A 24,407-nucleotide genomic window follows, 5' to 3' on the forward strand; every position below is an offset into this window, starting at 1 on the left:
TCCGAATCGTGTATGATGAGAAAGATTGTCGATTCCTGTACCCTAAGGAGATGTTATGTCTCAGATTGATATGCCTTCCGTCGTGCTTTTAATTTTTGCGGCCCTCGGGATTTTGAGCAGCAATAATTCCATTACGGTTGCGGTCGTGTTCTTACTGCTGCTGCGTGTCATGAATTTGCATCAGGCGTTCCCATGGATCGAAAAATACGGGTTGACTATTGGCATCGCCGTGCTGACGATAGGGATCATGGCCCCGCTGGCCAGCGGCAAAATTTCGGTGCAAACGCTGTATGAAACGTTTTTTCACTGGAAATCCCTCATTGCGGTTGCGGTAGGCGTGCTGGTGGCATATTTGGGCGGCCGCGGCGCCATGCTGATGACGAATCAGCCGACGGTCGTCACCGGGATTTTGCTCGGGACGATTCTCGGTGTGGCTTTCTTGAAGGGGGTTCCTGTCGGTCCCTTGATCGCAGCGGGGATTTTATCGTTGCTTTTCGGAAAATAAATGCAATAAAGCGCTCTCTTACCCTCACAACAGAGAATGGGGCAACGAACCATGTAGAAGTGTAACAGAGCAGCGTTCAAAAAAAATGCCGAATCGACACAGCACAAGTGCTCGTACGGGGGACTTCTTTATTTGGGGTGAATAGTTGCTTGGCCCAGTGCCTAAGCAAGTAGGGGAAACCTCTTCCCTAACCCGTCAACTAACCTCGGAGGCTCATAGGAGGACATTGGTTTTGAAATGGATTGGTAAAGCGTTTGTTTTCTCATGCGCATTTCTTTCGTGCGCGCTATTTTCTGCCGTACATGCCGATGCGGCTCCGCAGGACAGCGTGAAGATTCAGGTCAACGACAAGCTGGTCGATTTTCCCGAAGCAAAGCCTGTCGTCGATGCCAGCTCGCAGCTTCAAGTCCCGTTTCGCCCTTTGATGGAGAACCTTGGCTATCAGGTGGATTGGGCCATGGACGGAAAAGAAGTCAAAGTGTCGATGAAAAAAGGCGATAAGACGCTATCGCTAAAGACGGGAGATTCCTTCGTCGTTCTCGACGGGAAGAAAGTGAATACAAGTTCCATGATCGGCATGGCGCAGGGCAGCGTCTATATTCCGCTTCGGTTCGTCTCGGAAACGCTGGGCAATCTTGTCCAATGGGACCAGGACAATCAACTCGCCATCGTGGGCGATGACGGCAAATATCATGCGCCGGCTTGGTACAAGCCCAAAACGAACGCCATGCTGGATTTCGCCAAAGGCTATCTGGGCACCCGATATGTTTGGGGAGGCGAAACACCGGGAGGGTTCGACTGCTCGGGATTCGTAAGATTCGTGTTCGCGCAAACGCGGGGAATCGATCTTCCGCGGACTTCTACGGAAATCTTCTACACCGTGGGCACAGCTGTTGCGGTTCCGCAGCCGGGGGATCTCGTTTACTTTGATAAATCAGGCCCGGCGCACATCGGAATTTATCTGGGCAACGGACAGTTTATCTCCGCTACTTCGTCCCATGGCGTCCGCATCGATTCCATCTACAGCTCTTACTGGAGCTCCAGGTACATTGGTGCTAAAAGCATATAATGCATACAAGGCAGGCTGCTGCGGCTGCCTGTTTTTTTATATTCGGGGCTCCACGCAAAGTATCTGATGACTTCGAAGCCAAACCTCCGCTTTGTGAGGTTATTACCACATAGCCGTGCAATCGAAACACCTCTTGCACCCAAGGGGTGTTTTTTGCTGTATAGCTTTCTTCATGCAGGCAACTCTAGAGCTATGGGTGGACTCCATTCAAGAAGCGATTATGGTCGCGCTGCCGATGATTTTTATCGGCTCACTCATTACGCTTAATTTTATTCCGGGAATGCCCGATTTGACGCCTAAGGCGGTACAGCAGCCTGACGGACAGGTGAAGGTTACATGCAGCATCGAAAATACGGGAAGCTTGTACGGGCAAGAAGTGGTGCAGCTGTATGTGCACGATGAAGAGTGCAAGTGGGTGCGTCCGGAGAAGGAGCTGAAGGCGTTCGCCAAGCTCGGGCTTCAACCGGGAGAGAAGCGGGAAGTAGGCTTCCTGCTGGAGGAGAGGGATTTCTCCTATTACAACACCAAATATAACAAATGGGTTGCGGAAAGCGGCTATTTCCAAATCGCCGTCGGCTGCTCGTCGAGAGACATTCGCATTCGTGAGCGGCTGCATTGCGATTTCGGAAGGGAAGAGGTATCCTTCCATAAGTTCAGTTTATTGGGCGACTGGCTGAGCCACCCGAAAGCAAAGATCGTTCTCGAAGGCTGCTTCGAGGACATGAACCGCCACATCAGTGACAAAATCTGCCTGGACGACGAGTTCGTCGGCTTCTGGGGTGATTTTCCGGCCATTAAGGTCATTCAAATGTTCGGGCAAGCCTGGCTCAAGGACCGATCCCCGGATCTGGTCATAGAGCAGCTCATTGAGCAGTTTAACCGCGGACAGCAGGCTTAACGAAATACCATTTTAAGGCCGCGTACAAACGGGTTCCGTTTTTGCGCGGACTTTTTTTACCCCGCACGTGATGTGCGGGTTTAAACGAAGACCCGGCCGTTGGCCGGGTTTTTGCTGTTGATAACCCCATTTTGCTCGAAAATGTATAGCGGGGAGGCGGGTATCTTATTTAAGAGCAGTGATAACGTTACATGTTTTTTGAAAAGTACGGATGGAAAGCGACAAATGAACTATGCTCCGGACGAAGTATCTCATCGCGATACCACTGTCACTACATTCCAGCTTCATGGGTTTTCCACCAGACGAATCCGAAGGGTTCGTGTGCTCATCTGTTGAGGATTGTCCTCTGTTGAGTTGTTGCGGACCTGGAGTCCGTTATTTTACCAAAAATGGCTCTATTATCAGGGTGATCGGACAACAGATCCTTTATTTTGCCAAAATACACCTTTGTTTGGTGGGGAAATATCCAAATAACGGATTCACTGTCCGATCGTACTCCAAAAGCAGCAGCTTTTCAGGAAATAACGGATTTCCTGTCCGATAGCCTGCCCACAGCGCATCGATAGGCGGGGACGTGCCTGCTTCCATGACAGTTTCCTCGGATTGCTTCCCGGACATTAGTCCAGTTGAGTTTGTCGAGAACCCATACTATGGAAAATTGCGCAGCGCAGGGGCAACCCGGTAGGTACCCTGCAGCTGTCATTGTTTTCGGAAAAATACTTTATTTACCGCTATTTTAGCGGAAGTGTTCTGAAAACAAAGCGGTCGCTAACACTCGTACAGGAGGTACCCTACCTTCCCGCTTCAGCATTTTCGGAAAACCAGTTTTCTCAACGGCATTTCCCGGCCATTGGCCGGGTTTTTCTTTAACTCTTTGCTAAAGCAAAACTTTAGGCCGCTCCTCTTTGAAAGGCCGCACATAGGTTTTCTCACTAATAGAAGAATTTCTTTTTCCCGATAGCAGCTTTCTCGTTGACACTTATGTCGGATCGACATATAATTTTTATATCGGTTAGATATATCGATACGACATAATTGTGGAGGCTCATGATGTACGAATTGTTTGTGCTGGGCGAATTGATGACAGGCGAGAAGCACGGCTACATGCTGCAGGAGATATTGAAGAACGCCGCCGGACCCGGCCGGCACATCAGCTCGGGAACCTTGTACCCGCTGCTGTCGAGGCTGGGGGAGAGCGGTCTGATCCATCTTCGCCATGAGGAAGAATCGGAAGGAGGGAGACTTCGTAAGGTTTATGCGCTGACGGAAACCGGGCGCGAGCGGTTTCAACGGCTGATGGAGCAGCCGCTTGATTACAACGCAGATACGGAGAGGCTGGTTCATTTTAAAATGGTGTATTTCCAGTATGTGGCCAAGGAAGTGCGGCTTGACTGCCTGGAGCAGTATTTGCACTACTTGCAGACGACTAGGAGATACGTCCTTAACTTCGAATCGCAGCTCCTTGCGCAAAAGCCGAGTCCGGAGAAGCAGCGCATTCAGCTGCTTAGAGTGTTCGATCACAGAAAGCATGTCGGCGCGGCCGATATCGAGTGGGTGACGAAGGAAATCGCCCGAATCCAAGAGGAGGAATGACCGTGGAGCGTCTTTGGACCAAGCCTTACATTCAGATGATGGTTGCCATGTTATTCTTGTTTACCGCCTTGTATTTACTGCTTCCGACTTTGCCTTTGTTCATTAAACAGCTGGGAGGAAGCGAATCGCAGGTTGGGCTGGCGGCGGGGGCGTTCACATTGGCCGCTGTCGTCTTTCGCCCTCTGGTTGGAGGGCTGGTCGATCGATATGGCAGAAGGCCGTTTATTTTGTGGGGGCTGCTTTTCTTCGTCTTATCGATGTATCTGTACGATTGGATTGCCGGTATCGCGATTCTGATGCTGCTGCGGGTGCTGCACGGCGTGAGCTGGGCTTTTTCCACAACGGCCGTCAGTACATCGATTGCGGACATCATTCCGTCCAGCCGGCGGGGAGAGGGCATGGGTTGGTTTGGCATGGCTATGACGGTAGCGATGGCTATCGGCCCCATGCTTGGAATATGGGTGATGGAGCACCTTTCCTTTCAAAGCCTGTTTCTTCTGGCTACCGCATTTGCCGCGGCGTCCTTGCTGCTGGCCTACCCGATTCGAATCCCCTTTCAGCCCAAAGACGGTCCCCGGCGCATTCAATGGTTTGAAGCATCGGTTGCGCCCGTGACAGCCGCCTGTTTTTTTCTGGCTGTTGTGTATGGCGGAATTACGACTTTCGTGCCTCTATTCTCGGAGACGATCAAGGTAAACCCGGGCACCTTTTTCCTTGTGTACGCCATAATGCTGACGTTGATCCGACCTGTCGCAGGCAAGCTCTCGGACCGCTATGGCGCAGTGTGGGTCATTGTGCCTTCGCTTGCCGTCACGGCTTGCGCTTTGCTCCTGTTAAGCGTCACTGACAGCTTGCTTGGAGTCGTTGCTGCAGCGGTGCTGTACGGGATCGGCTTCGGCTCGGCACAGCCTGCCCTTCAAGCGACGAACCTGCTGCTGTCCCATCCGGACCGCAAAGGGGTGGCGACGGCCTCCTTCATGACCGCGTTCGATCTCGGCATTGGGCTAGGGTCTATCGTTCTCGGCTGGGTTTCCCAATACACCGGTTACCCGATGTTATTTATGGCAAGCGCCGTCTCCGTCGGCATTTCGCTGCTTGTGTTTATCGTCTTCGTAAGACGGGCGCTGTTGCAGCATCGGACGCCTGGGCAGGAGCAGGTCGCCCGGTGATTTTTGGCCAGCGGGAACGGAACGGAGTCAAATCGACGGATGAATAGGAATGAGGCCGTCGTCCAGTCGCACCACCCTAACCGGCGCGAAGCATTTGCTTGATATTCTCCTGATTGGCGTGTTTTTACAAGAATCATAGCGATAGCCATGCTATAGTTTCTGTGTAATTAACGTTAAGAGCTTGCGTTTTCGAAACGGAAAGCTGGGCTCTGTCATTTTAGGAGGGATATCAGAGATGACTGCAAAGCTGGAGTATGTATTCTACATCGGGACGAAGCCGGAGGAAGTGTGGGAGGTTCTATTTCATCCGGAAAAATCGTTCCAGGCGTTTCTGGGCGGAGTGATCCGTTCAAGCTGCCGGGTGGGCGACGATATCGAATTTGTCGGTCCCGGCGCCGATGGCGAGCAAACCGTTCATATTTACGGTAAAGTGCTGGAGTACGAGCCTCATCGGATTCTCAGCTATACGGACCATCCCGGACCGTCCCATTATCCGCAGCATGCCGAGATGGAAAGCCGTGTCAGGCTTACTCTCGAGCCCGTTGGTTCATGCACCAAGCTGCATCTTGTTAACGATCAATGGACGGACGACAACCCGCTGTTCGCCAAAACCGAGCAGTATTGGTGGATGATTCTGAGCAATATCAAATCGATAGCAGAAACGGGAAGACCCCTTGATTTCGGTTTTTAACCAACAGGAGGGCGTGGCCGGCTCCTAAAAGAACTTATTCCGGCGGGAGCTCGGTCATACGGGCATACTGCTTGGGCGGTTTGCCGACCGCTGCTTTGAAATCCTTGCTGAAATGTGCTTGGTCTGTATAGCCGAGCTCCGCCGCCAACTGGGCGATATCCGTCCCGGCCTCGATCAGCTCGCCCGCTTCGTGCATCCGGTAGCGCTGGATCACCCACTTGGGGCTTACGCCGACGTATTGATGGAACAATCGCTGCAGCGTTCTTGTAGTCACGCCGAATCGCTCGACGACCTGCTCGACCTTGATGAGACTCCGGTCATGAATAATCGCCTCGATCACATCGTTCAGCCAATCGACCTTGTCGTCGCGCTCCGGCATTCTCGTGCGCAGCAGCCGTTCTACGAGCTCGATTCTTTGCTCCTTGTCTTCTTGCGCAAAGAGCTCCCGCTCGAATTGACGGGGCTCTATCGGGAAATAATCGGAGACGTCAGCGATGCGGTTGGTCAGTGCCGCCACCGGCGCTTGGAAGTAACAGTGAAACGCACCCGGTCTGAAAAGTACGCCAACAATTTCGCCTTGCTCCTGAAGGATGTAGGCGGATTTTTTATTTTCGATGCCGTTAATTCGGGAATGTCCCCGCTGGAACACTACGTTGACCCCCGGGTGCTGCAAAACCTCCTGGCAGTGTGGGGCTTGTCCGCGCAAATCCCAATCGACGAGCCAGTAATGCTGGATAAAAAAGGCGAGATCCGCGGAGGGCTTATGCCGGGAGATGGAAAATTTCGTTTTGCCGGTCTCATATTGCAGGATGCCTCTATTCGGATTGCGTTTCGCGTCCATGTGCAGCACCGTCCCTTGCGTCAGAGGTTTGTTATCCTACCATTGTAGCAAAAATATGCGGCGTCAGCCCGCTTATAGATGGAGTCGTCGGGTATTACGGTTCCTGCATCCGTTAACGAATCCTCAGCTAAAAAGGCGTTTCATGAATAGCTGCAATATTTATATATTTTCGGTTGATTATTAACGATGAAAGCGCGCCTGTTCTTCGCTATAATGGCAATACATTCGTTTTTGGACAACATGAGGAGGAATGAACATGAAAGCTATCGTTTGCAATCAACCGAATGAGTTCACGATGATACAAAAACAGGACGCTGTGCGCGGGCAAGGCGAAGCTCTCGTACGCATTCACCGAATCGGGATATGCGGCACCGATTACCATGCGTTTCGCGGGGAGCAGGCTTATTTCGAATATCCTCGCATCCTCGGTCATGAGCTTGCGGGAGTTATCGAATACGTAGAGCAAAATGAATACGATTTCAAGGCGGGAGACCAGGTGTCCATCATTCCTTATATGTACTGTGGAACCTGTATCGCATGCAGGGCGGGGAAAACGAACTGCTGCACGGATATGAAAGTGATGGGCGTCCATATTGACGGAGGCATGCAGGAAACGGTATCCGTTCCTTTGTCGGCGCTTTTGAAAACGAACGAGCTCAGCCTGGATCAAACGGTTATTCTGGAGCCGATCGCAATCGGTGCGCACGCCGTCCGGAGAGCGGAAATCCGCGAAGGAGAGACGGTGGCCGTCATCGGCGCGGGGCCGATCGGACTCGGAGTCATGGCTATCGCCAAAAGCCGGGGAGCCAAAGTCATCGCGATGGACGTCAACGACAGCCGCCTGGCCTTTTGCCAAGCATGGGCCGGCGCAGACGGCATCGTCAACGTGCTGAATCAGCCCGACGAGAAGCTGCTGGAATTAAACGGCGGCGAGCTGCCGACGGTGGTGCTCGATGCGACGGGCAATTTGCGGTCGATGCAGGATGCTTTCCGCTACGTGGCTCACGGAGGAAGACTCGTGTACGTCGGGCTCGTGAAGTCCGATATTACGTTCTCCGATCCGGAGTTTCACAAGAAGGAGCTTACTTTGTTAAGCAGCCGCAATGCGACCAAAGAGGACTTTGACGTTGTGATAGACGCAATCCGGACGGAAGCGGTCGATGCTTCCCGCTTCATTACGCACCGCACTGCCTTCGAGCAAATGATCGATGTCTTCGACACATGGCTCGATCCGCAAAGCAAGGTTATCAAGGCCGTAGTGGAGCTGTAAATAAATTGGCAATATAAGAGATTCGTGATCGATGCTGAACAATGAGACGGCTCCCGCTGAAAGGCGGAGAGCCGTTTTTTGCATGTATCTATTTGCATGTATCTAAATCTAATAAACGTCGGTATTCTGCTGCCGGTATTTCAGCGGCGTCATGTTCGTCAACAGCTTGAATTTGCGAATGAAATTGTTCACGTTGTTGAATCCGACCTTCTCCGATATTTCATGAATCGAATCGTCCGATTGCTCGAGCATCATCCTAGCCTTTGTAATCCGCAGCTTCAGCAAATATTCATACGGTGTCAGGCCGGTCTGGCGTTTGAACGTACGGATGAAGGCATAGGTGGTCAAGTGGTTCTGCTTGGCCAGCTCGTTAATCGACAGCTCCTCGCTGTAATGCAGGTTCATGTAGCTGATCGTGTCCGCGACCGCTTTGGTAGCGGCACTCGATATTTTTAACGTGTCATGCACGTGCTTTTCCTCACACAACGCGGTCAGCGCGCCGCACAGCGCCTCGACCATCTTCAGATCGGCCGTAGGCGAGTTGCGGTTCACCTGCTCCAGTACGATGTCGATTTGCGCTTCCACCAAGGACGGCTGCTGCAGGACGACCGTTTCGAACTTGCCTTCGTTAATGATGTTCTCGTAATGAATGCCGGCAGATTCCTCAAATCGGACCCATTTGATCTCCCACGAATCTCCCACACATTCGTAAATGTGCGGCTCATTGCAGTCGAGCAAAAACGCGTGTCCCGCCGCTAAGGAAACCTTTTGACCGCGGTACACGATCTGTCCTTTTCCGTTCAGGGTGACGATAAGAATGCGGTAATTCAATCCTTGCCGCTGTACCCGGTACCCGCTCAAGCAATGATAATGGCCGCAGGCAACGATGCGGAACGGCAGCTTGTAGCTTTGCGGGTTCGGCAGGTGGAGGAGATGAACGGAGTTCGGGCTTATGATGTCGTTGATGATATTGTTTGTCGAGCTCATGGCAATCGTCCTCAATTTTTATATATTTTCAGTTGATTATTGGCGATGTAATCCCATGGTAACACCAATATAATAAAAATGAAAGCGCCACTATTATTACCACAGCGGAGGTTCCTGACTATGAGCATACCACAGAATGATCTGGAATTATTTGAACTTATGAAGCGTGAGCTTTACACGCCTGTCATTGGAGATATTTTGGACGATCTCGGACGATATCATCAGATTTTGGCTCCGGCCATTCAGCCTATGAAGGAGCATATGGTGTTGGCGGGACGCGCCATGCCGGCCGTGATGATCGACGTATACGGCAAGCAGGACAAGCCGTTCGGGCTGTTGACCGAAGCGCTCGATCAATTGCAGCCGGGCGACGTATACATTGCGAGCGGCGGTGACATGCGCTGTGCTTATTGGGGCGAAATCTTGACCGCTACGGCCAAAGCGCGCCAGGCGGCGGGCGCTGTCGTGAACGGCTACCATCGGGATACGCCGAAGGTGCTTGAGCAAAATTGGCCTGTATTTTCGCGGGGGCGCTTCGCGCAGGATTCCTCGGTCCGCACGAAGGTGATCGACTATCGCTGTCCGATCGAAGTGAACGGCGTATGGATCAACCCGGGCGATTTGATTTTTGCCGATTTGGACGGCGTGCTTGTTATTCCTCGAGAGCTGGAAGCCGAGGTTATCGAACGAGCTTTGGAGAAGGCAAGGGGAGAGAAATTGGTCCGCAAGGAAATTGAGGCGGGGCTGACCAGTACGGCTGCATTTGAAAAATACGGCATTTTGTAATGCGTAACAAGGGAGGAGTTCAGGTGAGCGACAAGTTTCGGCAAGCTAGTTTTCAAATTCATCACGACGATAACGTCTGCGTGGCTTTGTCCGATCTGGAGCCCGGAAGCGTAACGGTTCACGGCTCACCGGCGACGAGCAGCATCGACATAACGGATCCGGTGAAGCAGGGGCACAAAATGGCAAGCCGCCCTATCCGCGAAGGCGAGCCGGTGATCAAATACGGCGTGGCCATCGGCATTGCCATCCGCCCTATTGCCGCCGGAGAATGGGTGCATCTGCAAAATTGCAAGAGCAGCTACGATAAGAGATCGTCCACCTTGGACGTCGAGTCCGGAGCGCCTACCGACATGCAGTATCTGTAGTCATAGGCAGGGCTTAAGCGTCACGCAAGGGTCGGATACTTTAACAGCTGGAGAGGTGAGACATATGACAGGACAATCGATTCCATCCTGGAAGGGCTACCTGCGCAAGAACGGTTCCAAGGGGATTCGAAACAAAATATTGGTGATGTACACGGTAGAGTGCTCTTCCTTCGTCGCCAAAGAAATCGGCAGCCATTACAAGCATTCCGATATCGACGTAGATGTCGTCGGCTTTGCCGGCTGTACGGATAACGAATATGCGCTCAGAATGATGATCGCTATGATCCGGCATCCGAATATCGGAGCGTTGCTGACCGTAGGGCTCGGCTGCGAATATTTGCAGGCGAAAAGCTTGGCCGAGATTGCGAAGCAGGAAGGAAAGCCGGCTTCATGGATGCTGATTCAAGAACGCGGAGGCACCTTGAAAACGATCGAGGAAGGGAAGGCCGCCATCGAGCGGCTTCATGAAGAGCTGCAGCGGGAGACCGTGCTGACCGACATGAGCTTGGCCGACCTCGTCATCGGCGCCGAATGCGGAGGCTCCGACTACACATCGGGTTTGGCGGGCAATGTGGTCGTCGGCCGTCTGTACGATCTGCTGGTCGAAGCGGGGGGAACGGCGATTTTCGAAGAGATAGTGGAAGCTATCGGACTTCGGGACATCCTGCTGGAACGTGCTGCGAACGATACCGTAAGAGCGGATTTGGGCGCTACCTACGATAAAATGCTCGATTATTGCAAAAGCGTGCGGCAATATTCCGTGTCGCCGGGCAATTTCGCGGGCGGGTTGACCACGATCGAGGAAAAGAGCATGGGAGCGTTCGTCAAAAGCGGCTCCAAGCCGATCGAAGGCGTGCTCCGCGTGTCGCAAAATGCGCCGCATCCCGGCCTCTGGCTGCTCGACAGCACGCCGGACCCGCATTTTATGGGCTTCGGATACACGAACCCGAACGATAACGAGGGCTTGATGGATTTGATCTGCAGCGGCTCGCATCTCGTGTTTCTTGTGACGGGACGAGGAACCGTTGTCGGCAGCGCCGTCTCCCCGGTTATTAAAATTACGGGCAACGAAACGACGTACCGCCGCATGTCCGACGATCTCGATTTCTGCTCCGGCGCCGCCTTGACGGGGGAGAAATCCATGGATGCGCTGGCGGAGGAGCTGCTGCAGCTCGTTGTAGCAACATGCGGCGGACAGCAGACCAAGGCGGAGAAGCTGAAGCATAAGGAATATTACATTCCGTACAAATACCAGAGCACAGGGACGAATTGTGAGGGATAAGACGACATGATAAACTATCAGGATATGTTCAGTCTCGCGGGCGAACGGGCGATTATTACCGGGGGAGCTACAGGACTCGGGCTCGCCATGAGCCAATGCTTCCGGGCCGCAGGAGCGGAAGTCATTATGGTAGGCTCCGGCAGCAGTGAAGAGAGAGAGCGGCTCGCCGAGGAAATGGGCGAAGGGGTACATTACCGCTCCTTCAATGTAGCGGATACGAAAAACACCGAGCGGTTCGTGCAGGAAGTGGAGGAGACGATCGGGCCTGTCTCCATTCTTGTCAATAATGCCGGCAACCACTGTAAAAAGCCGATCGAGGAAACGACAGACGAGGATTTCCAGGCAGTTATGGACGTTCATCTGCTGGGCGCGTTCTCGCTGTGCCGGGCTCTGATTCCGCGTATGAAGCAGAGAAATAAAGGAAATATTATTTTTCAGGCTTCGATGACCTCCTTCATAGGACAGCCTAATGTCATCGCTTACTCTAGCGCGAAATCCGCTTATCTCGGCATGGTGCGCACGCTCGCTTCCGAGACGTCGGCCCACGGCATCCGCGTGAACGGTATTGCCCCCGGCTGGATTGAATCGGCCATGCTTCGCAAAGCATTGGACGGGGACGAGCCGAGAACGCAAAAAATATTGGGCCGTACCCCGATGAAAAGGTTCGGCGAGCCTCACGATATCGGCTGGGCCGCCGTATATCTTACTTCACCTGCCGCGGCCTTTGTCAACGGCGCCGTGCTGCCGGTGGATGGCGGAGCCTTGATCGGCTTCTAATCAGAAATGACGGTAAGGTTAGAAAGTGAGCGGCTGCTGTGCGGTTCCTCTTTTCTAACCACATTAACGTAATAAGATTTCCGGGCTCACCGGATAGTTTGCACATAGGATGGCCCGGGATTGCCGGATCGTTCACCGATTGTATTGAAAACGCTTCATGTTTAACGGTCAAGTATCCGCTTCATCATACCGAAAGGGTGAACTTCATGAAAATTAAACAATCCGTAGAAAAAATACCCGGAGGGATGATGCTCGTACCGCTTCTGCTGGGGGCCATCCTTCATACGTTATTTCCGAATATGCCTACGTTCTTCGGTTCTTTCACCGAAGGTCTGTTCAAGGGAGCGCTGCCGTTTATCGCTCTGAACATCTTTTGTCTCGGGACCCAGATGGATTTCCGAGTCACCCCGAGAATCGTCAAAAAGGGCGGAGCGCTTATCATCTCCAAAGTCGGTATTGCCGCGATCGTCGGCGTAATTGCCGGGCAATTCATCGGTGACGGGATGATCATGGGAGGCCTATCGGTGCTCGCCATCATTGTCGCCATGAACGATACGAACGGCGGCTTGTATATGTCCTTAATGAACCAGTTCGGCAAAAAGGAAGAAGTCGGGGCGACCACGATCATGGCTTTGGAAACGGGGCCGTTTATTACAATGGTTACGCTCGGTATCGCCGGGATTTCGGTATTCCCTTGGCCATACCTCGTCGGCGCTATTCTTCCGCTTCTGCTCGGCATGATTGTCGGGAATCTCGACCCGGATATTCGCAGCTTGTTCAGCAAGGGTAACGCGATGCTCATTCCGTTTATCGGATTTGCCTTGGGCAGCGGCATCGATCTGAGCAAAGTATACCAAGCGGGCATTACGGGCATTGTATTGGGCATCTTCGTTGTCGTAGTAACGGGAGCCGCATGCTTGCTCGCGGACAAATTGACCGGCGGCAGCGGGATTGCCGGCATCGCCGCCGCTTCGACTGCCGGCAACGCGGCCGCCGTGCCGGCCGTTATCGCCGCTGCGAATCCGAAATACGAAGCGGTCGCGCCTTCGGCAACCGTCGTAATCGCATCGTGTGTCATTGTAACAGCGATTCTCGTTCCCATTTTGACGGCATGGTGGGCCAAACGGGTCAACCGGCCGGGGTCGGGACAGAGCGACGAGGAGCAGGTGCAAGCAGTAAGTATGTAACGGACAAGCTCCGTGTTGAAATACTACAGTTCAGGCTATCGGAGAGGATAATATCATCGGCAGCTTTTTTTACCACAATAGAATTTATAAGATTCCGAGGTCATCGGATGTAAAAATTCTATTTGGCGATAAAAACAACTTCTTAACGCGGTCGCTCCTCTGTGAAAGGACGTCGATAGACGTTTTTCTCACAATTCCATTACGGTAGTAAAGGGGCTGCTGTAATGTGTTTAAGCAAAGCTGTGCCGGCCTATTGACTCCGAATGAAAAATGGAATAATATTGAACTCGATGAAAGTAAGTACTTGCATTCAAAATGCGCGCTTCATGCTTCCATTGTAACTTCAACAGATTCGGAGGAAGGAGGAATACGACATCAGCACCAATCCAAGCAGCAGCGACAAATTGCTAACAGCCGTCATCGATTTGGTTGCACAAAAAGGCTACAACGGCGTATCGACGAAAGAAATTGCAGCAGCCGCCGGTGTGAACGAAGTGACGCTGTTTCGGCTGTTCGGAAGCAAACAGAATCTTCTGGAGACGGCGTTTCACCATTTTCATTACACGGAAGAGATGACCCGCTTGTTCCAAGAGAAGCTTGTATGGGATTTACACACAGACCTGCTGCTAATCAGCCGCACGTATCACGAGCTTATGAACCGCAACCGCAAAATCATTCAGATCGCTCTTAAGGAAGGCAGCGTGTTTGCCGGATTCAGGGAAAAGGCGAATAAGCATCCCCGGAAATTAAAGGAGCTTTTGAGCGGCTATTTTCAAACGATGCACGAAAAGGGACTCCTGATCGAGACCGATCCGGAGCTGCAGGCGCAGTCTTTCATGTGGATGAACTACGGCGCTTTTATTAGCAATATGAACTCGGAGGATGCATCGTTTCCTTCCGTTTCGATGACCAACTTTATTGAGGGAAGCGTCAGGACTTGGACCCGAGCGTTGACCCCTTAGATGCTCGCCCTGGAGAAGCTTGCGACTCTTTTGCGACTCGTAACACCGATTGAGCGTAATGGTCCATTTGCTGCAGAGGAGAATGACTTCTATGAGAGGTCATTCATCTCCTTAGTTAGCATTCGCGGTTGCTCCTCAATGAAAGCTTCACTACACCTACCTCTATATACGAACGCTTTATTTTTGAATGGCTTCGATAGAGGTTTTTTCTAAAACTATATGCAAGCAAGTACTTGCGTTCATTTTTTTGATTGACGAAAGGAGTTTTCCAGTATGGAGACTACAGTCCAGAGGCAAGAGCAGGCAGGAGAAAAATTGATCCGCATCTTGATGTTCACGCTAACGCTATCTTCGATGAGCGCATTGAGCTTCAACATCGTTTTACCCGATATCAGCAAGGAGTTCCACTTGTCCATCGCTCAAGTAAGCTGGCTCTCGTCGGCATACACGCTGATCTATGCCGTAGGTACCGTCACCTACGGGAAGCTGGCCGACCGGTTCAAGCTTAAAAACGTGCTGACGATCGGCTTGCTGCTATTCGCTGTCGGATCGCTGATCGGGCTGGCCTCTTCAACGTTCTGGACGGCACTGCTCGGACGATGCGTGCAATCGGCAGGCGCAGCGGCCATTCCGGCCATCGCTACCCTCATTCCCGTGCGATATTTCGCTCCGGAGCGCAGAGGAGCCGCTTTAGGCATGTCGGCCGTAGGTCTCGCTCTCGGCGGCGCTCTCGGTCCGGTCGTATCCGCCCTTATCGTGAGCATCGCGCACTGGCGCTGGTTATTTTGCGTGCCATTGCTTATTTTGCTGACGATCCCTTATTACCGCAAATATTTGCAGGATGAGCCAGTGGCGAAAGGAGCCTTTGACTGGCTCGGCGGAATGCTGCTGGCTGTCGCGGTAGCCTTAGTCCTCGTTGGTGTCACGAATGGAAGCGGATGGTTCATTATAAGCGGACTGCTGGCCGCGGTTTTGTTCACGGTACGGATACGTGCCGCAGCGGAACCCTTCGTGCGGCCGGGTATGTTCAACAATAAACGCTACACGCTCGGCGTCATGATTTCCGTAATGATCAACGGGATCGGCGTTTCGCTCTATTTTCTAAGTCCGCTGCTGCTCTCCCGCGTCCACCAGCTTCCGCCTTATTGGATCGGCTTCGTCATGGTGCCCGCGGCCATTGCCTCTGCCTTGTTGGGGCGAAAAGGCGGGAAGCTCGCCGACAAGAAAGGGAATGCGGCCTTATTCTTCATTGCATCCGGTTTGCTGACGACGTGCTTTGTCCTGCTGTCGACTTTTACCGGCATGTCCCCGATATTCATCGCTGCGTTTCTTCTATTCGGCAATGTAGGGCAATCGTTTATGCTTATCGCCATGTCCAATGCCATTTCAAGATCGCTGCCGAAGGAGCAGGTCGGAGTAGGGATGGGCATGTTCTCGATGCTGAATTTCATTATTCAAGGGATGGCAACCGGTATTTACGGGCGCTTGGCGGATGTCCATGCAGAAGGTTCATGGAATCTTTTGAACACGGCTCCGGCCGGCTCCGTTTTTAGCAACATATATCTCGTTCTTGCCGGACTGCATGTGTGCATTCTGTTATTCTACTATGTCCAGTTCGGGACAAAGCCAACTGTTATTCCAGCCAAAGGCTGATTACATTAAATTAAGGAGGACTGGTTTCTATGGTACACAAGCAGACGATTCGAGAACTGCTGGAGAGGGAGCTTCTTTCCTGGGAAGGAGTGAGCGTTCATCCTCACCGGTTCGGAGGCATTGAGTTCCAATATCTTGGCAAGGAGCTGGGGCATCTGCACGGGGATTCCATGGCCGACATGCCGTTTCCGAAGCAGCGCAGGGATGAGCTTGTAGCCGACGGGCGCGTGCAGCCGCATCACATGTATCCCGAATCGGGATGGGTTACGTTCTATATTCGCGGTGCGGAAGAGGTGCCGCGTGTGCTGGAGCTGTTCCAAATGCAATACGAGCGTATACGGAACAAGACAAAATGACGGAGAAATAGTTCCATGGGGAGCTATCAAGGCAATAAAAAAAAGGAATTAGCTAACGAGAGTAAAGCGGCGTATAATAGGGTTTCAGCGGCTCGCATTCCGAGCCATCGTTACTACAAGGAGACGCTATTTTATGTCAAAACTATCCAGAACTCATGCCGTACTGCTCATATTATTTCTTGTGCTCGTGTGGGGAATTAATTGGCCGATGTCCAAGTTTGCCTTGACTTATATGCCGCCTGTGCTGTTCTCTGGTACGAGAACGCTGCTTGGAGGACTTCTTTTGCTGATTGTTGCCATCCCGAGGCTGGGGCGCTTGCGGTTTCGTGAGACATGGCCAATTTATATCGTTTCCGCTGTCGTGAACGTCATCTTGTATTACGGCCTGCAAACGATCGGGCTGAATTATTTGCCGTCCGGCTTGTTCTCCGCTATCGTGTTTCTTCAACCGGTGCTTGTCGGTCTATTCTCATGGTTGTGGCTTGGTGAGCAAATGAATGTCGTGAAGCTCATCGGACTCATTCTCGGCTTTGCCGGAGTCGGCGTCATCAGCAACGGCGGGATGTCAGGACCGATATCCGTTCCGGGCGTGCTTCTCGCTCTCGGTTCGGCTCTAAGCTGGGCGCTCGGGACGATTTTTGTTAAGAAGACCGGTCCGCGGGTCGATCCCATTTGGCTCGTGACGCTGCAGCTGATTTTCGGCGGATTGCTCATGACAGCCGTAGGCTCGGGAGTCGAGAAATGGTCCGACGTTTCCTGGCAGCCGGCTTTTGTCGCTAGTCTGCTGTTCATCTCCATCTTTGTTATCGCCATCGGCTGGCTTGTATTTTATAAGCTGATAGATTCGGGTGAGGCAAGCAAAGTCGCATCGTATACGTTTCTCATTCCGATGGTTGCCATACTGACCGGCACGCTGTTTCTCAACGAGCCGTTCACGCTGTCCCTGCTGGCCGGGCTTGTGCTGATTGTAATAAGCATCTTTTGCGTGAACCGGAACCCCGCCGCGGCGAACAAGATTCGAATGTCTGTCGGCTTAAGCAAAAAAAGCTCACCATGATTTGCCGGCAGTGGTCGGATGCAGATGCAAGGATCGAGGGTCGCAACGGGTTGCCGGGGCGGCCTTTTTGGTATTCATTTCGCAAGGGTTCCGAGGTCATTCTCCGACAATAAAATGGATATTTGGAGATGAAAATTCCACTCGATGCCTTCGCTCATTCTCGTAGTTTTTTATCATTTATTTCCATGCGGATTTTGCTCGAATAGCTACATGTTTTTCTACAAATCCTTTTAATGCAAGCTATTCAGGAGGTGCTCCCATGTCGGATTCCAACCAACAGCAAGATGGACAACAAATGGGCCAACAGCAAGACAATCAACAACAAAACGGCCAACAACAAAACGGCCAACAACAAAACGGCCAACAACAAAACGATACACAGCAGCTAGAGCAGGCTATACAGCAGGCTGCCCAGCAAGCTCAAAGCATCGCTCAGCAAACCGAGCAGGTAACCAAAGAGATTCAATTGCAGCAAATCGAGCAGCAGGTTCAGCAGTCCTCGCAGCAGCTTCAAGAAGCTCAACAAACGCTTCAGCAAATGCAAGGGAACTCGGGCCAGCAGCAGCAGGACCAGCAGCAAAATCAACAGCAAGAGCAGCAGCAGTAGAGTAGTCCTGATACCGAACCAAGCACCCGATAAAAAATGAGCTTCCGGTGAATAAACCCTATGGTTTCCGGACATCATACTATCAACGGTGAAAAGAGAGGTGTGGTTCCGTTGGGCGATCTAACGAGCAATGCCAGGAAGGTGTTAGAATCTAAATAGAAGCGAGGGGATGTGCCGCAGAGACGTTATTGTAGTACCCATACTGCATAGTGGCTTGGTGGTAAAACCTGAGGTTCAAAAGAGGTTCAAAACCGTTATCCAAAATTCAATTCACCGTTGAAAAGAGCCCGCAAGGGCTCTTTTTCTTATGGGTAGAGGAGTCGGGGGCTGCAGCGATGCAGATTGGTTCAGGCGGCGGCTGTCCTCTACGTGCAATGCGCGCCGGAGCGAGTGGCGCCACGTGTACTCAAGTCTCTCTCGCTATGCTCTCAGTGCCTGTGTAGCGTTGCATGACGGCAGGCAACCTCGAGTCAACGTAACCTCTACTCCACTCAGGTTCCTTAAGCCTGAGCTTCTTCTCAATTGCCTCCATGTTGAGCAGCGGATACAGCTGATGGATTAAAGTGAATAATGGAGCTCGGTGAACGCAGCATCGGATGGGTGAAGTGGATAATGGAGTTCGGTGTACCCAGCATTGGATGGTTAATGTGAATAATGGAGTTCGGTGTACGCAGTATCGGATGGGTGAAGTGGATAATGGAGTTCGGTGTACGCAGTATTGGATGGTTAATGTGGATAATGGAGCTCGGTGAACGCAGAGTTTTGTTGGGTAAAGTAATTTTGTGTACCCCGCTGGGCATCGAGTACATTGAGCATTGAGCACAACTCACGCAACTGATCGGACACAGCTTCCGCTATTATGCAAAAAAAACGCCGTTTTTGGCGTCGATCGGACACACAAGCCGTTATTGCCCTGAAAACCAGGTGTAATCTGGCCATTTTGAGCTAATAGCGGATCCTGTGTCCGCAAGGCATCCGTTTTGACGCTTTTTTCGTGAAATAGCGGAACTACGGTCCGCATGGTCTTCCGGGTAAGTGCGGCAGCAATTACTCAACAACGTATCTGTTCGAGGGATCCCACAGTGCGGTTGAACAAACAACCTCGACAATTGCCGAGCCAACTGCCGAGCCAACTACCGAGCCAACTGCCGAGCCGAACCAGTAGCTACAACAAAAAAAGCACTCCCTAGGTCAGAGAGTGCTTTTTCAGCAGGTCGGTGATCCTGCTCGAATCGGTAAGGAGCACCTGTTCTAATTTTGATTTTGAGCCAATGTCTTCGTGCCTCATGTACTGAAGCAGGTATCCTCATCCTCAGATCTCCATAATAATCGGGAGGATCACCGGACGTCTTCCGGTCTGCTCGTACAAGAATCGGCCCAGAACATCTTTGACGCTAATTTTGAGCGAGCTCCATTGGTGAATGTTCTCCGCCTTCATCTGGTTAATTCTCTCGGAGACCAGGCGGCTGGCAGAGCTCATGAGCTCTTCCGATTCGCGAACGTACACAAAGCCGCGGGAAATAATGTCCGGCCCGAGCAGGATCGCGCCTTCCGTCTTGCTAAGCGTTACGACCACGACAAGGATGCCGTCTTCGGCCATATGCTTCCGGTCGCGCAATACAATATTGCCGACATCGCCGATGCCCCAGCCGTCTACGAGCGTGTTGCCGGCGGCTATTTTGCGGTCCTGCCGCGCCGTCTGATCCTCGATGTCGACGACATCCCCGTTGCCAAGAATGAAAATATGGTCGGGATCTACTCCGACAGATTCGGCCAGCACACGGTGCTGATGGAGCATGCGGTATTCCCCGTGGATAGGGATAAAATACTTCGGCTTCATGAACGTGAGCATCAGCTTGAGCTCCTCTTGGCTCGCGTGCCCGGATACATGCATGCCGGTGGTGGACCCGGAGCCGTAAACGACCTTGGCTCCCAGTCGAAACAAGTTATCGATAATCTGCGATACGTTCCGCTCATTGCCCGGTATGGGGCTGGCCGCGAGGATGACCGTATCTCCTGGCGATATTTGAATTTGGCGATGACTCGAGGACGCCAATCGGGCGAGAGCGGCCAAAGGCTCTCCCTGGCTCCCCGTACAAAGGATGGCGACTTTGTCGGGACTAAGGCTCATGACCTCGCCCGGCTCGATCAGCATACCCTCGGGTATGCTTAAGTAGCCGAGCTCGGCGGCGATCTTGACCACGTTCACCATGCTGCGGCCAAGCAGGACCAGCTTGCGGTTCGTGAGAGCCGCCGCGTCGACGACTTGCTGCAGGCGGTGCACGTTGGAGGCAAAGGTGGACAGGATAATCCTTTGCCGCGCCTTGATAAAGGCTTCCTTAATATGCTCGCCTACGTTGCTCTCGGAAGGTGTGAAGCCGGGACGCTCCGCATTCGTGCTCTCGGACAATAGAGCGAGCACGCCGTTATTGCCGATTTCCGCCATCCGGTGAACGTCGGGATATTGATGATTGACCGGAGTGAGGTCGAACTTGAAGTCGCCCGTATGCACGACGACCCCTTCGGGCGTGTGGAAAACAATGCCCAGGCAATCCGGGATGCTGTGGTTGGTTCTAAAGAAGCTCGCGGTAATAGACCCGAAACGAAGGGTCGAATCCGCCGTAATTTCCGTCAGTTCGCTATCGGCAAGCAGCCCGGCTTCCGTCAATTTAATTTCGATGAGGCCTTTGGTTAACCGCGTCGAATAAATGGGCATATTCAGCTGCTTCAATATATACGGGATTCCGCCGATATGATCTTCGTGCCCGTGGGTAATGATCATACCGCGAACTTTGGAGCTGTTTTCCTTCAAATATGTAATTTCCGGAACGATGAGATCGATGCCGAGCAAGCTCTCATCCGGAAATTTAGAGCCGCAATCGATGACGACGATGTCGTCGGCGTATTGAACGACATACATGTTTTTACCGATTTCATTTACGCCTCCCAAGGCAAAAATCGATAGGGTACCCTTCTCACGGTTCAAGCGCTGATCCCTCCGTCTATAAGGACATGGTAACATTCGGCAGGTCGGTTTCTCATCGGCATTAGAGAAAGCCCTCTGAATCCCTTCTTCAGGTCAGAGCGCTCAGCGTTTAAACCCCGCCGGTCATCCGGGCTGCGATCCCTATGTGCCGGAATGACGGCGGTGCAATGCATCAAAGCTGGAAACCGCCTGCGGTGTATTATTCCCTGGACACTGTTTACCTATCCGCGGCTTGATTATCCGTGTCCGTGAGCAAGAGGGAAGAGCGCATGCACCTCTGGCGAAGCGTTACTTCTTGTTTCGTACCGCTTCCTGCAAGGTGGCGACGAGGCTTTTGGCGTATCGTCCGATTCTGGCGCTAATTTCAGCCCGCATAAAGTCTTTGGTCATAGTAAACCGGTCCTCCCGTCCCCGGCATACATAACGGTAATAAAGGGCCGTATCGTCCTTGGACTCCTCGAACAGACGAATGTTTTTTTCGAGCAGGGCGGCGCGCGATTTTTGCACGTCTTCGCGGATTTTGCGTGCCAATATTTTGGCCGCTGCGGAATACAGCAGCTTCAGCGTCATGGAGGACATTTCGACCTCGATGCTTCGTTTCTCGACAATCTGGAGCGCGACGGGAAGGAGAATATACTCTCTCATCAGCTCCAGCTCCTTGCGGGTAGGGGGCTCGGCGGCCGAAGAAGAGGTCTCGTTCGGAACCGACATCGACTGCTCCTTGTGCTGCGGCAGCATCATCCGGCTGGATTCCCACAATCCGTTGCCTTCGAGTTTTTTGCTCATTTATAATGCCCCCCGATTTTCCGCGACCTGTCGAACGCTTGCCCGGACGCCGTTACCGACGACGCCCTCATGATCGCAGCGCTGCCGTAACGCTCCTTGATCGTATCCGTAACGCGATCCAGAGCCCGCAGCTTGATTTGATCGTCGAACAGCGTCAATTGATACGTATCATCGTCGACAAGATTGCTGAGCGTAATGCCCATACGGCGGACCGGCATTTTGTCCCAGTAACGGTAAAACAGCGTCTTGGCCGACTCATAGACGGCGTTCGTATTGTTGGTCGGGTCCGGCATCTTTAATTGCCGCGAGAAGCCGGTGGGCGATTCGTAAGGGCTGCACATGCAGCTGACTGAAACGACCCAGCCCATATACCCTTTGCGCCGGCAGTCACGGCATACCTCCTCCGTCAGCTCCAGCAAAATGGTCTCGACCTCCGAGTTTTCCGTATAATCTCGCGGCAGCGTCATCATGTGCCCTACCGATTTGGGCGCCGTCTTGAAGGTGCCCGGCGTAACCGGAGAATCGTCCAGGCCGTTGGCCGTTCTCCACATGACCTCGGCATGAATGTCGCTTTGCTTGCCGAAGCGCGCCCGGAACTTCTGCTTCAGCTGCGGCAGCGGCGTTTTGGCGATATCGCCGATCGTGAACATCCCGAGGCGGGCGAAATGAGCCGTCATGCGCGAGCCGACGCCGAACATTTTTTGCACGGGCTCCTTCCATAGCTCTTCAAGCTGCGAGGGGTCCAGCGTGAATATGCCGGTGTCGTTCTTTTTCGCCCATATGTCCGTCGCAATCTTGGCGAGAATTTTGTTCGAGCTGATGCCGACTCTCACCCAAACGCCGGTTTGCTGGAGCACCTTTTGCTGGATGGAGCGGGCGATGGTCACCGCATCTCCGAATATGCGAAGGCTGCCGGAGACGTCGAGAAACTGCTCGTCGATCGAGAAGATTTCTACAAGATCCGTATATTCTTTATAAATTTGCGTAATCATGAGGGAAACATCGATATAGTGCTGCATGCGGGGACGCATGACAACGAGATCCGGACACTTGGCCAACGCTTCGCCCAGCCGTTCCGCCGTCGTGACTCCATATTTCTTGGCGATTGGACAAGCGGCCAAAATAATGCCCGACCGGCGCGCCGGATCGCCCGCCACCGCCACCGGTCTATTCTTGTATTGCGGATGATCCGCCTTCTCGACGCTTGCATAAAAGCTCTGGCAGTCCGCCAGAAAAATCGTTCTGGTGCTTGTTCCGCTCATTTTAACCGCCCCCGTAACTTCGTCAGCATGGTCATCAGCTCTGCCTTGATCAAGCTTCTTAACATTTTAAAATGATGGATGTAGCCGCGAACCTTATATTCCACGTCAATGCCGAGCGTGCTCGTTTCCGTAGTCAAAATTTTAATGTTGTTCTTCCTCATCTTGTTCTTCAGGGTGTGCAGTTCCGCATAAACGGATTGCTCGATTTCCTTAAGATAAGCGACAGCATGATAGTATACTATCTTATCCCGGTACAGCTCCAGCTCGCGAATATCCCTTGCCAGCATATCCAGCAATATGGGCAGCAAAGTGAACTCCTTGATGATTTGAATATCCTCTTCTGTTTCGATTGTTCTGTTCATGTTAATACTCACAACTCATCACCACCGCTATGCGAACGTTCATTCGTATTTATTATATACCGAACACTTGTTCGTTATGCAAGTGAATTTTTTGGAAAATGAATTTTTGATGAAAAAGCCTAGTGTAGGTGCTCGGCAGGCGCGGGGAGGGGAATGGGTGATGCTGGAATTTCCATTGGAAGAGGGGCTTCCGGAACCGCGGGATCCTATGGTAAAATATCCTTTTTTGTATCCTGAAGCAGGGACGGAGTAAAACAATTTCGGGGAAGAGCGGTGGAAACGGTGCGGATGCGGCACGGGCAAACAGAGGCGAATATTGGGAATGAGCATAAAGCGGCGGATGGGTGCTTGCTAAAGAGCGTCTCTCATAGGGATGGGAGGGCGGTAATATGGACACAAACCATTCGTTTGTATCGATAGCTTACTTGCAGTCCGGTAATGAGATTCAGCGCCGGGCTTATCGGGCGATCAGCGAGCTCGGTATTTTGGCTGATCTGGCTCCATATCACCCTGTATTATGCGGTACTGTGCCTATAGGCATCGATGTCGAAGGCTCCGATTTGGATATCGTCATGGAAGCATATGATTTCGAGGGCATGAAGGCGGAATGGACCGCTCTGTACGGGACTTATGACAGCTACGCCATGAAAGAAAAAACGATACGAGATGTGGCGGCGGTAAAAGCAAATTTTCAATACGCCGGCTTCGAGTTTGAATTATTCGCCCAGCCTTTGCGGGTACATCAGCAGCATGCCTACCGTCATATGATCATAGAGCATCATCTTCTTGCAGCCAATCCGCACATCAAAGCGGAAGTCATTCGATTGAAAAAGCAGGGAGTGAAAACCGAGCCCGCTTTTGCTCAAATCCTTGGACTGGAGGGAGACCCGTACGAAGCGCTTCTGCTCTTAGGAGAGCAGCTCGGGATCATCTGACCGCCTGGTCTGTTGTGGAAT

General features: G+C 52.3%; 24 protein-coding genes and 1 riboswitch. Of the genes, 18 read left to right on the plus strand and 6 right to left on the minus strand.

The window, feature by feature from the left end; translation table 11 throughout:
- The first annotated feature begins 55 nt into the window (after nucleotides 1-55).
- The 6 genes from DVH26_RS08505 (at nucleotide 56) to DVH26_RS08530 (ending at nucleotide 5,925) form a co-directional block, all read left to right on the plus strand.
- Nucleotides 56-505: a DUF441 domain-containing protein gene (locus DVH26_RS08505; protein WP_239633201.1), complete on the plus strand. Its 450-nt coding sequence runs from the start codon at nucleotides 56-58 to the stop codon at nucleotides 503-505.
- A gap of 76 nt (nucleotides 506-581) precedes the next feature.
- Nucleotides 582-734: riboswitch (cyclic di-AMP (ydaO/yuaA leader) on the plus strand.
- A gap of 3 nt (nucleotides 735-737) precedes the next feature.
- On the plus strand, nucleotides 738-1,574 hold the full coding sequence (locus DVH26_RS08510; RefSeq protein ID WP_239633202.1) for a C40 family peptidase: 837 nt from the start codon (nucleotides 738-740) through the stop codon (nucleotides 1,572-1,574).
- A 196-nt stretch (nucleotides 1,575-1,770) separates the two neighbouring features.
- A complete protein-coding gene (locus DVH26_RS08515; protein WP_239633203.1) occupies nucleotides 1,771-2,472 on the plus strand; it encodes a fibronectin type III-like domain-contianing protein in 702 nt (233 codons plus the stop codon).
- A gap of 1,050 nt (nucleotides 2,473-3,522) precedes the next feature.
- Nucleotides 3,523-4,065, plus strand: coding sequence for a PadR family transcriptional regulator (locus DVH26_RS08520; RefSeq protein WP_239635317.1), 543 nt, complete (start codon nucleotides 3,523-3,525; stop codon nucleotides 4,063-4,065).
- Nucleotides 4,066-4,067: 2 nt separating this feature from the next.
- Nucleotides 4,068-5,234 (plus strand): MFS transporter, encoded by a 1,167-nt coding sequence (locus DVH26_RS08525; RefSeq protein ID WP_239633204.1) that lies wholly within the window; start codon nucleotides 4,068-4,070, stop codon nucleotides 5,232-5,234.
- A gap of 235 nt (nucleotides 5,235-5,469) precedes the next feature.
- The gene (locus DVH26_RS08530) at nucleotides 5,470-5,925 is read left to right on the plus strand and encodes an SRPBCC domain-containing protein (protein WP_239633205.1); all 456 of its coding nucleotides are present in this window, start codon (nucleotides 5,470-5,472) and stop codon (nucleotides 5,923-5,925) included.
- Between the two features lie 34 nt (nucleotides 5,926-5,959).
- Here the strand turns inward: DVH26_RS08530 and DVH26_RS08535 are convergent, their stop codons facing one another.
- Nucleotides 5,960-6,766 carry a helix-turn-helix domain-containing protein gene (locus tag DVH26_RS08535; protein ID WP_239633206.1) on the minus strand — a complete coding sequence of 269 codons (807 nt, stop codon included), beginning with the start codon at nucleotides 6,764-6,766 and terminating at the stop codon, nucleotides 5,960-5,962.
- A gap of 256 nt (nucleotides 6,767-7,022) precedes the next feature.
- Between DVH26_RS08535 and DVH26_RS08540 the strand changes: the two genes are divergently transcribed.
- Nucleotides 7,023-8,036, plus strand: a complete 1,014-nt coding sequence (locus tag DVH26_RS08540; RefSeq protein WP_239633207.1) for a zinc-binding alcohol dehydrogenase family protein — start codon at nucleotides 7,023-7,025, stop codon at nucleotides 8,034-8,036.
- A gap of 108 nt (nucleotides 8,037-8,144) precedes the next feature.
- Here the strand turns inward: DVH26_RS08540 and DVH26_RS08545 are convergent, their stop codons facing one another.
- Nucleotides 8,145-9,023 carry a helix-turn-helix domain-containing protein gene (locus tag DVH26_RS08545; protein WP_239633208.1) on the minus strand — a complete coding sequence of 293 codons (879 nt, stop codon included), beginning with the start codon at nucleotides 9,021-9,023 and terminating at the stop codon, nucleotides 8,145-8,147.
- A 120-nt stretch (nucleotides 9,024-9,143) separates the two neighbouring features.
- On the opposite strand from DVH26_RS08545, the gene DVH26_RS08550 reads away from it, so the two are divergent.
- The 10 genes from DVH26_RS08550 to DVH26_RS08595 all read left to right on the plus strand — a co-directional run bounded on the left by DVH26_RS08550 (nucleotide 9,144) and on the right by DVH26_RS08595 (nucleotide 18,055).
- Complete coding sequence (locus DVH26_RS08550) at nucleotides 9,144-9,809, plus strand: RraA family protein (protein WP_239633209.1); 666 nt, start codon at nucleotides 9,144-9,146, stop codon at nucleotides 9,807-9,809.
- Between the two features lie 23 nt (nucleotides 9,810-9,832).
- Complete coding sequence (locus DVH26_RS08555; protein ID WP_239633210.1) at nucleotides 9,833-10,174, plus strand: UxaA family hydrolase; 342 nt, start codon at nucleotides 9,833-9,835, stop codon at nucleotides 10,172-10,174.
- Nucleotides 10,175-10,238: 64 nt separating this feature from the next.
- On the plus strand, nucleotides 10,239-11,456 hold the full coding sequence (locus DVH26_RS08560; RefSeq protein WP_239633211.1) for a UxaA family hydrolase: 1,218 nt from the start codon (nucleotides 10,239-10,241) through the stop codon (nucleotides 11,454-11,456).
- A gap of 6 nt (nucleotides 11,457-11,462) precedes the next feature.
- Nucleotides 11,463-12,233 (plus strand): SDR family NAD(P)-dependent oxidoreductase, encoded by a 771-nt coding sequence (locus DVH26_RS08565; RefSeq protein WP_239633212.1) that lies wholly within the window; start codon nucleotides 11,463-11,465, stop codon nucleotides 12,231-12,233.
- Between the two features lie 206 nt (nucleotides 12,234-12,439).
- The gene (locus DVH26_RS08570; protein WP_239633213.1) at nucleotides 12,440-13,420 is read left to right on the plus strand and encodes a 2-keto-3-deoxygluconate permease; all 981 of its coding nucleotides are present in this window, start codon (nucleotides 12,440-12,442) and stop codon (nucleotides 13,418-13,420) included.
- A gap of 404 nt (nucleotides 13,421-13,824) precedes the next feature.
- Nucleotides 13,825-14,382, plus strand: a complete 558-nt coding sequence (locus DVH26_RS08575; RefSeq protein WP_239633214.1) for a TetR/AcrR family transcriptional regulator — start codon at nucleotides 13,825-13,827, stop codon at nucleotides 14,380-14,382.
- Between the two features lie 273 nt (nucleotides 14,383-14,655).
- Nucleotides 14,656-16,035, plus strand: a complete 1,380-nt coding sequence (locus tag DVH26_RS08580; RefSeq protein ID WP_239633215.1) for an MFS transporter — start codon at nucleotides 14,656-14,658, stop codon at nucleotides 16,033-16,035.
- A 29-nt stretch (nucleotides 16,036-16,064) separates the two neighbouring features.
- Complete coding sequence (locus tag DVH26_RS08585; RefSeq protein ID WP_239633216.1) at nucleotides 16,065-16,391, plus strand: luciferase domain-containing protein; 327 nt, start codon at nucleotides 16,065-16,067, stop codon at nucleotides 16,389-16,391.
- 133 nt (nucleotides 16,392-16,524) lie between these two features.
- On the plus strand, nucleotides 16,525-17,448 hold the full coding sequence (locus DVH26_RS08590) for a DMT family transporter (protein WP_239633217.1): 924 nt from the start codon (nucleotides 16,525-16,527) through the stop codon (nucleotides 17,446-17,448).
- A gap of 259 nt (nucleotides 17,449-17,707) precedes the next feature.
- The gene (locus DVH26_RS08595; RefSeq protein ID WP_239633219.1) at nucleotides 17,708-18,055 is read left to right on the plus strand and encodes a hypothetical protein; all 348 of its coding nucleotides are present in this window, start codon (nucleotides 17,708-17,710) and stop codon (nucleotides 18,053-18,055) included.
- Nucleotides 18,056-19,367: 1,312 nt separating this feature from the next.
- Here DVH26_RS08595 and DVH26_RS08600 read toward each other — a convergent pair.
- The 4 genes from DVH26_RS08600 to DVH26_RS08615 form a co-directional block, all read right to left on the minus strand.
- Nucleotides 19,368-21,041: a ribonuclease J gene (locus tag DVH26_RS08600; RefSeq protein ID WP_239633221.1), complete on the minus strand. Its 1,674-nt coding sequence runs from the start codon at nucleotides 21,039-21,041 to the stop codon at nucleotides 19,368-19,370.
- Nucleotides 21,042-21,329: 288 nt separating this feature from the next.
- Nucleotides 21,330-21,827, minus strand: coding sequence for a YhjD family protein (locus DVH26_RS08605; protein WP_239633223.1), 498 nt, complete (start codon nucleotides 21,825-21,827; stop codon nucleotides 21,330-21,332).
- Complete coding sequence (locus DVH26_RS08610) at nucleotides 21,824-23,089, minus strand: DNA polymerase IV (RefSeq protein WP_239633225.1); 1,266 nt, start codon at nucleotides 23,087-23,089, stop codon at nucleotides 21,824-21,826. Before DVH26_RS08610 ends, DVH26_RS08605 begins: the two co-directional genes overlap by 4 nt.
- On the minus strand, nucleotides 23,086-23,451 hold the full coding sequence (locus tag DVH26_RS08615; RefSeq protein WP_239633227.1) for a YhjD family protein: 366 nt from the start codon (nucleotides 23,449-23,451) through the stop codon (nucleotides 23,086-23,088). Before DVH26_RS08615 ends, DVH26_RS08610 begins: the two co-directional genes overlap by 4 nt.
- Before the next feature lie 389 nt (nucleotides 23,452-23,840).
- On the opposite strand from DVH26_RS08615, the gene DVH26_RS08620 reads away from it, so the two are divergent.
- Nucleotides 23,841-24,386 (plus strand): DUF4269 domain-containing protein, encoded by a 546-nt coding sequence (locus DVH26_RS08620; protein ID WP_239633229.1) that lies wholly within the window; start codon nucleotides 23,841-23,843, stop codon nucleotides 24,384-24,386.
- Nucleotides 24,387-24,407: the final 21 nt, after the last annotated feature.

It is taken from the genome of Paenibacillus sp. H1-7, from assembly GCF_022354825.1.
In the GTDB taxonomy this organism is placed as follows: Bacteria; Bacillota; Bacilli; order Paenibacillales; family NBRC-103111; genus Paenibacillus_S.

Bases quoted from the DNA above. Each gene is read 5' to 3' on its own strand.
- DVH26_RS08505 (WP_239633201.1), top strand. From the start codon at position 56: ATGTCTCAGATTGATATGCCTTCCGTCGTGCTTTTAATTTTTGCGGCC.
- DVH26_RS08520 (WP_239635317.1), top strand. From the start codon at position 3,523: ATGTACGAATTGTTTGTGCTGGGCGAATTGATGACAGGCGAGAAGCAC.
- DVH26_RS08530 (WP_239633205.1), top strand. From the start codon at position 5,470: ATGACTGCAAAGCTGGAGTATGTATTCTACATCGGGACGAAGCCGGAG.
- DVH26_RS08535 (WP_239633206.1), bottom strand. From the start codon at position 6,766: ATGGACGCGAAACGCAATCCGAATAGAGGCATCCTGCAATATGAGACC.
- DVH26_RS08540 (WP_239633207.1), top strand. From the start codon at position 7,023: ATGAAAGCTATCGTTTGCAATCAACCGAATGAGTTCACGATGATACAA.
- DVH26_RS08545 (WP_239633208.1), bottom strand. From the start codon at position 9,023: ATGAGCTCGACAAACAATATCATCAACGACATCATAAGCCCGAACTCC.
- DVH26_RS08550 (WP_239633209.1), top strand. From the start codon at position 9,144: ATGAGCATACCACAGAATGATCTGGAATTATTTGAACTTATGAAGCGT.
- DVH26_RS08560 (WP_239633211.1), top strand. From the start codon at position 10,239: ATGACAGGACAATCGATTCCATCCTGGAAGGGCTACCTGCGCAAGAAC.
- DVH26_RS08565 (WP_239633212.1), top strand. From the start codon at position 11,463: ATGATAAACTATCAGGATATGTTCAGTCTCGCGGGCGAACGGGCGATT.
- DVH26_RS08570 (WP_239633213.1), top strand. From the start codon at position 12,440: ATGAAAATTAAACAATCCGTAGAAAAAATACCCGGAGGGATGATGCTC.
- DVH26_RS08580 (WP_239633215.1), top strand. From the start codon at position 14,656: ATGGAGACTACAGTCCAGAGGCAAGAGCAGGCAGGAGAAAAATTGATC.
- DVH26_RS08585 (WP_239633216.1), top strand. From the start codon at position 16,065: ATGGTACACAAGCAGACGATTCGAGAACTGCTGGAGAGGGAGCTTCTT.
- DVH26_RS08590 (WP_239633217.1), top strand. From the start codon at position 16,525: ATGTCAAAACTATCCAGAACTCATGCCGTACTGCTCATATTATTTCTT.
- DVH26_RS08595 (WP_239633219.1), top strand. From the start codon at position 17,708: ATGTCGGATTCCAACCAACAGCAAGATGGACAACAAATGGGCCAACAG.
- DVH26_RS08605 (WP_239633223.1), bottom strand. From the start codon at position 21,827: ATGAGCAAAAAACTCGAAGGCAACGGATTGTGGGAATCCAGCCGGATG.
- DVH26_RS08610 (WP_239633225.1), bottom strand. From the start codon at position 23,089: ATGAGCGGAACAAGCACCAGAACGATTTTTCTGGCGGACTGCCAGAGC.
- DVH26_RS08615 (WP_239633227.1), bottom strand. From the start codon at position 23,451: ATGAACAGAACAATCGAAACAGAAGAGGATATTCAAATCATCAAGGAG.
- DVH26_RS08620 (WP_239633229.1), top strand. From the start codon at position 23,841: ATGGACACAAACCATTCGTTTGTATCGATAGCTTACTTGCAGTCCGGT.